Origin of the sequence: Porticoccus sp. (assembly GCF_041592135.1) — a bacterium.
Taxonomy (GTDB): domain Bacteria; phylum Pseudomonadota; class Gammaproteobacteria; order Pseudomonadales; family Porticoccaceae; genus Porticoccus.
In genome coordinates, this window is the sequence record NZ_JBFHQR010000095.1 from 1 (window position 1) to 9,540 (window position 9,540).

Annotated in this window: 11 protein-coding genes and 1 pseudogene; 2 read left to right on the forward strand and 10 right to left on the reverse strand. The window is 59.0% G+C overall.

Translation table 11 applies throughout. From position 1 onward, the window contains the following. A pseudogene (locus ABY948_RS08950) lies at positions 1-103 on the reverse strand (tRNA (cytosine(32)/uridine(32)-2'-O)-methyltransferase TrmJ); the annotation flags it as partial. Between the two features lie 248 nt (positions 104-351). On the opposite strand from ABY948_RS08950, the gene ABY948_RS08955 reads away from it, so the two are divergent. Further along, a complete protein-coding gene (locus tag ABY948_RS08955; protein ID WP_461482188.1) occupies positions 352-1,167 on the forward strand; it encodes an inositol monophosphatase family protein in 816 nt (271 codons plus the stop codon). A gap of 3 nt (positions 1,168-1,170) precedes the next feature. Here ABY948_RS08955 and rpoS read toward each other — a convergent pair whose 3' ends face one another. From rpoS to truD, 5 genes are all read right to left on the reverse strand, one after another. Next, positions 1,171-2,145, reverse strand: coding sequence for an RNA polymerase sigma factor RpoS (gene rpoS / locus ABY948_RS08960; protein WP_461482189.1), 975 nt, complete (start codon positions 2,143-2,145; stop codon positions 1,171-1,173). 152 nt (positions 2,146-2,297) lie between these two features. After that, positions 2,298-3,050 carry a peptidoglycan DD-metalloendopeptidase family protein gene (locus ABY948_RS08965; RefSeq protein WP_461482190.1) on the reverse strand — a complete coding sequence of 251 codons (753 nt, stop codon included), beginning with the start codon at positions 3,048-3,050 and terminating at the stop codon, positions 2,298-2,300. 64 nt (positions 3,051-3,114) lie between these two features. Next, positions 3,115-4,050: a DUF368 domain-containing protein gene (locus ABY948_RS08970; RefSeq protein WP_461482191.1), complete on the reverse strand. Its 936-nt coding sequence runs from the start codon at positions 4,048-4,050 to the stop codon at positions 3,115-3,117. A gap of 18 nt (positions 4,051-4,068) precedes the next feature. Next, the gene (locus tag ABY948_RS08975) at positions 4,069-4,710 is read right to left on the reverse strand and encodes a protein-L-isoaspartate(D-aspartate) O-methyltransferase (protein ID WP_461482192.1); all 642 of its coding nucleotides are present in this window, start codon (positions 4,708-4,710) and stop codon (positions 4,069-4,071) included. A gap of 80 nt (positions 4,711-4,790) precedes the next feature. Further along, complete coding sequence (truD, locus tag ABY948_RS08980; protein ID WP_461482193.1) at positions 4,791-5,807, reverse strand: tRNA pseudouridine(13) synthase TruD; 1,017 nt, start codon at positions 5,805-5,807, stop codon at positions 4,791-4,793. Positions 5,808-5,945: 138 nt separating this feature from the next. On the opposite strand from truD, the gene ABY948_RS08985 reads away from it, so the two are divergent. Next, on the forward strand, positions 5,946-6,605 hold the full coding sequence (locus tag ABY948_RS08985) for a type 1 glutamine amidotransferase (RefSeq protein ID WP_461482194.1): 660 nt from the start codon (positions 5,946-5,948) through the stop codon (positions 6,603-6,605). On the opposite strand, the gene ispF is transcribed toward ABY948_RS08985, so the two are convergent. The 4 genes from ispF to eno form a co-directional block, all read right to left on the reverse strand. Continuing rightward, positions 6,602-7,078, reverse strand: coding sequence for a 2-C-methyl-D-erythritol 2,4-cyclodiphosphate synthase (gene ispF / locus ABY948_RS08990; protein ID WP_461482195.1), 477 nt, complete (start codon positions 7,076-7,078; stop codon positions 6,602-6,604). The two genes, ABY948_RS08985 and ispF, sit on opposite strands and share 4 nt — an antisense overlap. A 19-nt stretch (positions 7,079-7,097) precedes the next feature. Then, a complete protein-coding gene (gene ispD, locus ABY948_RS08995) occupies positions 7,098-7,817 on the reverse strand; it encodes a 2-C-methyl-D-erythritol 4-phosphate cytidylyltransferase (RefSeq protein ID WP_461482196.1) in 720 nt (239 codons plus the stop codon). Between the two features lie 67 nt (positions 7,818-7,884). Further along, entirely contained in the window at positions 7,885-8,166 is a 282-nt protein-coding gene (gene ftsB / locus ABY948_RS09000) for a cell division protein FtsB (RefSeq protein ID WP_461482197.1), read from the reverse strand. A gap of 124 nt (positions 8,167-8,290) precedes the next feature. Further along, positions 8,291-9,540 (reverse strand): phosphopyruvate hydratase (gene eno, locus ABY948_RS09005; protein WP_461482198.1); only part of this gene is annotated, 1,250 nt, incomplete at its 5' end.

Sequence of the window (9,540 nt, forward strand, 5' to 3'; positions counted from 1 at the left end):
AACCCATATTTTTCAATGCCCGGGCAGCACCACCGATGTTGCCCGGATGGGTAGTATTGACCAGTACTATGCGAACGTTTTCAAACACGACTTGCTCACGTATCAGATTGGCGGCGGGGAATCTGTTCGTCACTTGTCAAACTGCAAGTGCGCAAACCAGAATCCTGTCAAAAAGGCTTGAATGAGATTCTCGATCTCGGCCAAAACGCTTTTTTTTCAGTGACCGCCCAGCGACTTTAGAAGGGCGCGAATTCTATCAGGAAGAACCGCTGAAATCATGGTTTTCCACTCCCCCCAAACTCCGCCTCTCTGCTACAATGCCGCGCTTTCGCCACAGTGGAACAGCTAGCAATGGAACCGATGGTCAATATCGCACTTCGCGCCGCCCGCAAAGCCGGGGAAATGATTGCTCGCGCCACCGAACGCAGTGACCTGATCAGGGTCGACGAAAAGGGTCGCAACGACTTTGTCACGGAAACGGATCGCGCCGCCGAACGGGAAATCATCTATCACCTGCGCAAGGCATACCCCGACCACGGCATCCTTGGCGAGGAATCCGGACTGCTGGAAGGCGAGAACAATGACTACCAATGGGTCATTGATCCACTAGACGGAACCACCAATTTCATCCACGGCATACCGCATTTTGCCGTGTCCATCGGCTGCCGCTACAAGGGCCGGCTGGAACACGCTGTGGTGTTCGACCCGATGCGCCGCGAAGAATTTACCGCCAGTCGCGGCCGCGGCGCCTTTCTCAACGGCAAACGCATCCGCGTCTCTGGCCGCCTCGGCATGCCCGGCGCCGTCATTGCCACAGGCATTCCCTTTAACAGCCCCTCCATTGAACACATGGAACCCTATTTGTCCTGCCTGACCGACCTGGCAAAACAGTCCTCGGGGATCCGCCGTCTGGGGGTCGCCTCACTGGACCTCGCCTATACGGCGGCGGGGCGCTTTGACGCATTCTGGGAAATGAACCTGAAACCCTGGGACATCGCTGCTGGCGTACTACTGGTGAAAGAAGCGGGCGGGCTGGTCAGCGACTTTAGCGGCAGTGAAGACTATATGGACAGCGGCAACATTGTCTGTGCCACACCCAAACTGTTCAAAACCACCCTGCAAGTGGTGCAAAAACACCTTGGCTATTTGGAAAAAAAATCCCAGTAGGAATCAGCTGTCCTCAAACAGGGTCTGTCCGTCGAGCCCCTGTTTCTTGAGGATAGCCCGGAGGCGGCGCAACGCTTCCACCTGAATCTGCCGGACTCGCTCCCTGGTCAGACCGATCTCATGCCCCACCTCCTCCAGGGTAGCCACATCGTGGCCGTGCAGCCCAAAGCGGCGGGCAATAACCTCCTGCTGCTTGTCCGTCAATTCCGAGAGCCAGGCCTCCACAGCAGCGGTCATGTCCGCATCCTCCACCAGTTCTTCCGGATCGTTGGGGTGCTCGTCCGCCAGGGTCTCCACCAGCATGCGGTCGCCGTCCTTGCCCATGGGAACATCCACGGAACTGACCCGTTCATTGAGGCGCAACATCCGCGAGACTTCGTCGACGGTTTTATCCAGCGACCTGGCGATTTCCTCGGCGGTGGGATCGTGATCCAGCTCCTGGGCGAGACGCCGGGAAGCTTTCAGGTAGACATTCAGTTCTTTTACCACGTGAATCGGCAACCGGATGGTGCGGGTCTGATTCATCAACGCCCGCTCCACGGACTGGCGTATCCACCAGGTGGCATAGGTGGAAAATCGGTAGCCCAGCTCGGGGTCAAACTTCTCCACCGCGCGCATCAGGCCGAGGTTGCCCTCCTCGATCAAATCGAGCAGGGAGAGCCCCCTGTTGACGTAGCGGCGGGCGATTTTTACCACCAGGCGCAGATTGCTCTCAATCATCCGCTTGCGTGCGGCATCATCGCCCTTGTGAATTTTGCGGGCGAAGAAAACCTCTTCCTCGGCGGTAAGCAGCGGTGCGTAACCGATCTCTTTCAGGTAGAGACTGGCGGCATCCAGAACTTTTTCGTCCTTTGACTTCTTGACCGACTCCTCCGGCTCGCCAGTGCCGTGAGAGGCACTTTTGTCACCGAATTCGAGGCCATTGTCGCCGTTGTCATTATCATTATCGTCAAAGTCGTTATCGGTTTCATCTGACACAGAAGCTATTCCAAATCTATAAACAGAAACACCAACCGCTTCCCGGCACTAAAATGGGGCATCCCCTTTCACCTACGGCCACAGGCAATGTAACACCAAATTTCCCTCCGTGTAACCATTGCCGAAAGATCATTTAGCAGCCCCCGCGCCGATCAACGCCGGGGCAGGAAACCCAGGGGATTGACCGGTTTGCCGTCCTTGCGGATTTCAAAGTACAGGCGCTTGTTATTGGCCGGATCGCCACCGACCTCGGCCATTTTCTCACCGCCTTTCAGCATCTGCCCCTCGCGAACATAAATTTTTCGGCAGTGGGCATAGGCACTGAGATAGACCTCGCTGTGCTTGACGATGATTAATTGCCCATAGCCCCGCAGACCATTGCCTGAATAAACGACCACGCCGGGCGCGGCAGCTACCACCGGTTGTCCGGGATGACTTTCAATATCCACCCCCTTGAACAGCTGATCGCTGTTAAAGGTTCGACTCACCCGACCTTCGGCGGGCCATTGCCAGTGCCAGCTGGAAGGCAGCGAGGCGGTCGATTTCGGTGGCGGCTTGGTGACTTTGATTGGGGACTGCAGCACCGGCTGGGCGGGCTGGGACGTCACTACCGGCCTGGCAACAGCTGCCACCTCCCTCTGCACTGGCGGCAAATGGGTGGTATCCAAGGTCAGGCGCTGACGGTCATAGATGGTGTAGGGCAGCCCCAAGCCATTGGCGCGGGCCAGTTTATCCACGTCCTTTTCATAGCGCCACGCGATGGCAAACAGGGTTTCGCCCCGGGACACGATATGGTAGTTAATTTTTTCACTGGGAGGTGGCGGGCGCTGGACAATGGGCGCCGGCGGCGGACTCTGGCAGGCAGTCACGAGCAGCAGTCCGGCACACAGGACAACCCTTCTCAACAAGAATCCCTGGCACATCGGTACTGACAAAAAAAGCGACTCCCCTGTAACTTTACCCCTGTCGTCAGAGCTTCCTGCGCTGGCCACCAAGATATTCCAGACCGAGCACCAGAATCAAGCCGGCGGCCATACAGCCCATCGCCAGTAATGTCCGCGGGTCGAGACCGGTGACGCGAGCAAACTCCGCAGGCAGTAATAACCGCGAAGACAACACCACTTCGCGACCGCGCCCGTCAATCATGACCTCCAGCGTTTCCCGCCAGGGCCAGACAATCAATAGTGAGCCCACCAGAAATCCCGTCAGCAGGGCTATCGTCACAGAGTGGTATCGGTGTAACAGCCAGGCTAACAAGCGGGCAAACGCCATCAACCCCGTTGCACAGCCGAGCACAAACATCAGCAACAACTGCCAGTGCAGTTCGCTGACGGCATCAATCATCACTGAATACATGCCCAGCAGCAGCAGGATGAAACTGCCGGAAACCCCCGGCAGGATCATGGCGCAGATGGCGATGGCCCCGGACAAATAAACCGCCAACAGGCCCTCGGAACCCTGGGTTGGCGAAGCAAAGGAAATAGCTAGGGCGAAAACGGTGCCCAAGCTGAGGGCCAACCACTCCTGCCAACGCAGGTGGGGCAGCTGACGAAAAATGTAGATGATCGAGGCGACAATCAAACCGAAAAAGAACGACCAGACCAGAATCGGCTGCGCCTGCAGCAGGTGGCTGACCAGCTTGGCCAGCGAGGCGATGCTCAACACTATGCCGGAAAACAACGCCAACAGAAAATTGCCATTGATGGCTTGCCAGAACACCCGCGGGCCATGGCTGAGCAGCAGTTTCAGGGAGCGGAAATTGACAGAGCGAATGGAATCCAGCAGCTCCTCATAGATACCGCTGATAAACGCGATGGTGCCGCCGGAGACACCTGGCACCACATCCGCAGCACCCATTGCCATACCCTTGAAAAACAGCAGCAGCCAGCGTTTTGCAACATCCATGATTGAGTCGCCGCGCCGTTAGCGGGCGACGCCGCTGAGCAGCGGCACAAACCGCACCCGCTCAGCCACACGCTCTTCGAAATTGTAACTGTCACCCTGACGGGTAATGACACGCAGCTCCTGGACCTCACCGGAACCCACGGGGATCACCAGAATACCGTCCGGGGCCAGTTGATGGAGTAATTCTTCGGGCACTTCGTTGGGTGCAGCGGCGCTGAGGATGGCATCGTAGGGCGCATTGTCCGGCAATCCGAAGCCCCCGTCACTGTGGGAAAAACGCACGTTGCGCAAGCCCAGCAGGCGCAAGCGCTCCCGGGCCTTGTCGATCAACGGCTTGATCCGTTCAACGCTGTAAACCTGACCCACCAGCTGCGCCAGAATGGCCGACTGATAGCCAGAACCGGAGCCGATTTCGAGTACCTTCTTGCGCGGCCCCTGGGACAGCAATATCTCTGTCATCAAGGCGACAATATAGGGCTGGGATAAGGTCTGCCCGTAACCGATGGGGAGCGCTGTGTCTTCATAGGCACGATGGGAAAGGGCTTCATCCAGAAACAGGTGACGGGGCGTTACCCGCATCACGTCCAGCACGCGCTGGCTGCTGATACCCTGATCTTTAAGCCGTTGGATGAGACGTTCACGGGTTCGCTGGGAGGTCATACCAATGCCACCAAGCTCAATCGAATTCACCCTTGCAAGCCCCTACTATCAACCGAAAAACGCACTATACCACAGCCCCTTCATTCCGCCACGGCCCGCGGTGACTGGAGCTCTGCCACTTCCCGCAACAGCGCGGTGGCAAAACAGCCGCTCGGCAGCGAAAAAGACAATTGCAGATTTGTGCCATCCGAATCGTCCTGCCCCAGCCAATGCCAGCTGAATTCCCCGGGCAGCAGCGACAGGACCCGGCGCTCCTGGGACAGGCCACTGAACTCCAGGCCGTGGCACCAATCCTGCCAGGGCTGCAACACTGCGGACTCCAGCAGCCGCACCGGTTCCGGCACCTGACTTCGCCCCCGCCCCCACATGGGCCCACTGGGGTCCATTTCGCCCTCCAGCGGCCTGTTCCAGTTTTGCTGGCGCACCCGCTCGGCCAACACCAGATTGAACAGATAAGCCCGGGCCGCAGACAGGTACAGGCCGCCCCGGCTGGCGGGCTGCCGGGACTTGCGCCTGCGCTGCTGATGCTCGGCGGCTTTGGACTTGAGCAACCGGTCTGCCTCCAACAGATTGCCCGCTTCGCGCCCGAAACGCTGCTCACCAAAGTAATTGGGGACCCCCTGGGAGGCAATCACCCCAAGGCGCCGCTCTACAGCGGATCTATCCCCCTCCAGTTGTCGCAGGCGAATCACGAAATGATTGTCGGCGTGCACACCGCGGCGCAATTTTTTATTGTGTCTGACGGTTTCCAGCACAGAACAGCCTGCAATCACCGGGGCGGTAGACGCCGGGGCCTCCTGGGAGCCGGGAAGATACACACTGAACCACTGGCGGGTCAGCGCATGGCGATCCTTCATCCCACAGTAACCCACCGCCACATCGTCGACAGCAAAATGTTCGGCCAGCATTCCCGCCACCCAGCGGGTATTCTGGCCGCGCTTTTCCAGGTACAGGCAGAGATGTTCGCCCTCGCCGGCCAGCTCAAAACCCAGCCGCTCGGTCACCTGGAAATCTTCCGGGGTTTGGCGAAATAGTGCGCGCCCCGGCACAGCACCCAGTGCGCGGGGAAAATCGAGGGTAAATTGCCTGCTGCTCATAATTTCCTTAGGATTGCCATGGTGCGAGGTTCGGGACACTTGCCGCACAGCATCATGCCGGCAGGCATCACTTCTACCTGGATTGTTGTTATGCATATTCACTATCTTCAACACGTTCCCTTTGAGGGATTGGGCAGTATGGAAAGCTGGTTCCATCAACGCCACCACAACCTGAGTGCCACCCACCTCTACCGGAATGAAACACTGCCGCCGCTGGATGACATCGACTGGCTAATCGTCATGGGCGGCCCCATGGGGGTCGCTGACCAACAGCTGTATCCGTGGCTGGCGGAGGAAAAGGCGTTCATTCGCCGCGCCATCGAAGCGGGCAAGATTGTGCTGGGTATTTGCCTCGGCGCACAGCTCATTGCCGACGTATTGGGCGCACCCGTCACCCGCAATCCCCAGCGGGAAATTGGCTGGTTTCCCCTGACGATTTCCGACGCAGCCAAGACCACCGCCTTCGGGCGGGCGCTGCCGGAAGCTGTTGAGGTATTTCACTGGCACGGCGACACCTTTGCCATTCCCGCCGGCGCCATGCCCCTGGCGAGCAGTCCCGCCTGCGCGAACCAGGGGTTTCTCTACAACCATCGCGTGCTGGGTTTACAGTTTCACCTGGAGACCACCCCGCAATCGGCCCTGGATCTGACAACCCAGTGTGCGGATGAGCTGGATGACAGTGCATACGTGCAAAGTGCGCAACAGATCCTGGCGGAGCCCGTCCGGTTCAACCAGATCAATCAGCTGATGGGCGACATCCTCGACTGCCTGGCGCAAATTGGCACGGCAAGTGGCTAGTGATCGGAGTTCAGCAACACCACCGCCTGACAGCCGATGCCTTCACCGCGCCCCTCAAAACCGAGCTTTTCTGTAGTGGTCGCCTTGATATTGAGCTGGTCGATGCGACACGCCATATCCTCGGCCAGATTCTTCCGCATGGCGTCGATGTGTGGCGACATCTGCGGCGCCTGGGCAATCAGGGTGAGGTCGGCATTCAGCAGGGAATAGCCTTGGCCATCCAACAGGGCCTTCACCCGTCGCAGCAGGCCGCGGCTGTCGGCCCCCTTGTAGGCGGGGTCGTTATCCGGGAAGTGACGGCCGATATCGCCGAGGGCGGCGGCACCCAACAGGGCATCGCAGAGGGCGTGTATCAGCACATCGCCGTCGGAGTGTGCGATCAGCCCCTGCTGGTAGGGAATTTTCACCCCGCCGATAACGAGGTGATCCCCTGCGCCGAAGGCGTGCACGTCGTAACCCTGGCCAATTCTCATCACATCGCCCCCCAATCTGTTAGTCGAGCTGGCCGCGGCCATTTTCTGACTCGCGCTGAAAGCGGAGAATCGCCTCGGCAATGGCCAGATCCTCGCGACGGGTAATTTTGATATTGTCGCGGCTGCCCTCGACCACCTGTGGCACATGCCCCAGCCGCTCCACGGCGGCCGACTCGTCGGTGGGCTGCCACTGCTGCCGCACGGCGGTTTTCAAGCTCCAGTTCAACAGGCCGTAGCGAAACATTTGCGGGGTCTGGGCCAGCCAGAGCCTGGATCGGTCTTCGGTGGCGGCAATATCGTCGCCGCGATCCACCCGCTTGACCGTATCGCTCACCGGCACCGCCAGTACGCCGCCCACTTTATGATCTTTCAGGGTGGCCATTAAATGGCGGACTTCGGCCACCCGCACACAGGGCCGGGCGACATCGTGCACCAGCACCCAGTCGTCGGTGTGCGCTTCGCGGGACAGACATTCCAGCGCCAGGCGCACCGAGTCGGCGCGCTCCCTGCCGCCGTGAACCGTGCGTATACGGGGGTGATCAAACACCGGCAGACGGGGCCAATGGGTATCTTCCGGATGCACCGCCACAACCACAACCGCATCATTGACCGACAGCAGGCGCGCCAGTGTATGTTCAATCACGGTCTTGCCAGCCAGCGACTGGTACTGTTTGGGAATCACGCCGCCAAAGCGGCTACCGGTACCGGCTGCGGGCACAACGATCCAGCTATCCGTCATGGCAGACGTCCCTTAGCGCGAACGCAGCACTGGAGATGGTTGGGCCTAGACCCGCAATGAATGGAATTCATTTATCCTCTGGCTCCACCACCATGTAGAAGGTTTCCCCTTCCTTGATCATCCCCAAATCGGTCCGGGCCCGCTCCTCGATGCTTTCCTGCCCTTCCTTGAGGTCCACCACTTCACTGACCAGAATCTGATTGCGCTGCTCCAGGCCTTCGTTCCGCTGTTGCTGTTCGGCAACCTGCCGCTCAAGGGTCAGCTTTTTGGCCAGGCCGCCCTCCCCCAGCCAGAGTTGGTACTGGAGCAGCAGAAGCAACAATGAGAGAAAAATCAGCAGCCAGCGCATGGAGGGATTCTACCGGACTCGGAATGCGCCGTCAGCGGCCCGACAACTGTTGCCGGGGCCGGCAGACAGCGGATACGCCAGGGGCGACCAATGGCCGCCCCTGTTCCTACAACAAACACTCCGATCAGGAGTTGAACTCTGCCCTGCCACGATACGGGGCCAGGCCGCCCAGTTCCGCTTCAATACGCAGCAACCGGTTGTACTTCGATACCCGGTCGGAGCGACACAGGGAGCCGGTTTTGATCTGACCAGCCGCTGTGGCCACAGCCAGGTCGGCAATGGTGGTGTCCTCGGTTTCGCCGGAACGGTGAGAAATCACCGCGCTGTATCCGGCCGCCTTGGCCATCTTGATGGCATCCAGGGTCTCGGACAGGGAGCCGATCTGATTGAACTTGATCAGGATGGAATTGGCCACGCCCAACTCAATACCTTTCTTGAGGATTTTGGTGTTGGTGACAAACAGGTCATCCCCCACCAGTTGTACACGGTGGCCAAGCTTTTCAGTCTGGTACTTCCAGCCGTCCCAGTCCGACTCATCCTGGCCATCTTCGATGGAAATAATCGGGTATTGATCGCACAGTTCCGCGAGGAAATCGCTAAAGCCCTCAGAGCTGTAGACCTTGCCTTCGCCGGCAAGATTGTATTGACCGTCCTTATAGAATTCGGATGAAGCACAGTCCAGTGCCAGGGTGACATCTTCGCCGAGCACATAGCCCGCCGCTTCAACGGCTTCCTTGATCACCGCCAGCGCCTCGGCATTGGAGGACAGGTTGGGGGCAAAGCCGCCCTCGTCGCCCACCGCTGTATTGAGGCCTTTGCCGCTCAACACTTTCTTCAGGGAGTGGAAAATTTCCGCACCCATGCGCAGGCCTTCAGCAAAGGATTTTGCCGACACCGGCTGAACCATAAACTCCTGGATATCCACATTGTTGTCGGCGTGCTCACCGCCGTTGAGGATATTCATCATCGGCACCGGCATACTGTAACGACCCAAAGTGCCGTTGATATCGGCGATGTGGGCATAGAGCGGAATGCCGCGGGAAATCGCCGCCGCCTTGGCCGCCGCCAGGGAGACCGCCAGAATGGCATTGGCGCCAAACTTGGACTTGTTCTCGGTGCCATCGGCCTCGATCATCAAGCGATCCAGTTCGCGCTGATCCGCGGCATCTTTGCCCAGCAGCAGCGAACGGATATCGGTATTCACATTTTCGACCGCTTTCAGAACACCCTTGCCCAGATACCGGGACTTGTCGCCATCGCGCAATTCGAGAGCCTCGCGGGAACCGGTGGAGGCCCCGGACGGCGCGCAGGCGGTGCCGATGCTGCCATCTTCCAGAATCACGTCTGCTTCCACGGTGGGGTTGCCCCGGGAAT

Bases quoted from the DNA above. Each gene is read 5' to 3' on its own strand.
- ABY948_RS08955 (WP_461482188.1), top strand. From the start codon at position 352: ATGGAACCGATGGTCAATATCGCACTTCGCGCCGCCCGCAAAGCCGGG.
- ABY948_RS08970 (WP_461482191.1), bottom strand. From the start codon at position 4,050: ATGGATGTTGCAAAACGCTGGCTGCTGCTGTTTTTCAAGGGTATGGCA.
- ABY948_RS08975 (WP_461482192.1), bottom strand. From the start codon at position 4,710: ATGACCTCCCAGCGAACCCGTGAACGTCTCATCCAACGGCTTAAAGAT.
- truD (WP_461482193.1), bottom strand. From the start codon at position 5,807: ATGAGCAGCAGGCAATTTACCCTCGATTTTCCCCGCGCACTGGGTGCT.
- ABY948_RS08985 (WP_461482194.1), top strand. From the start codon at position 5,946: ATGGAAAGCTGGTTCCATCAACGCCACCACAACCTGAGTGCCACCCAC.
- ispF (WP_461482195.1), bottom strand. From the start codon at position 7,078: ATGAGAATTGGCCAGGGTTACGACGTGCACGCCTTCGGCGCAGGGGAT.
- ispD (WP_461482196.1), bottom strand. From the start codon at position 7,817: ATGACGGATAGCTGGATCGTTGTGCCCGCAGCCGGTACCGGTAGCCGC.
- ftsB (WP_461482197.1), bottom strand. From the start codon at position 8,166: ATGCGCTGGCTGCTGATTTTTCTCTCATTGTTGCTTCTGCTGCTCCAG.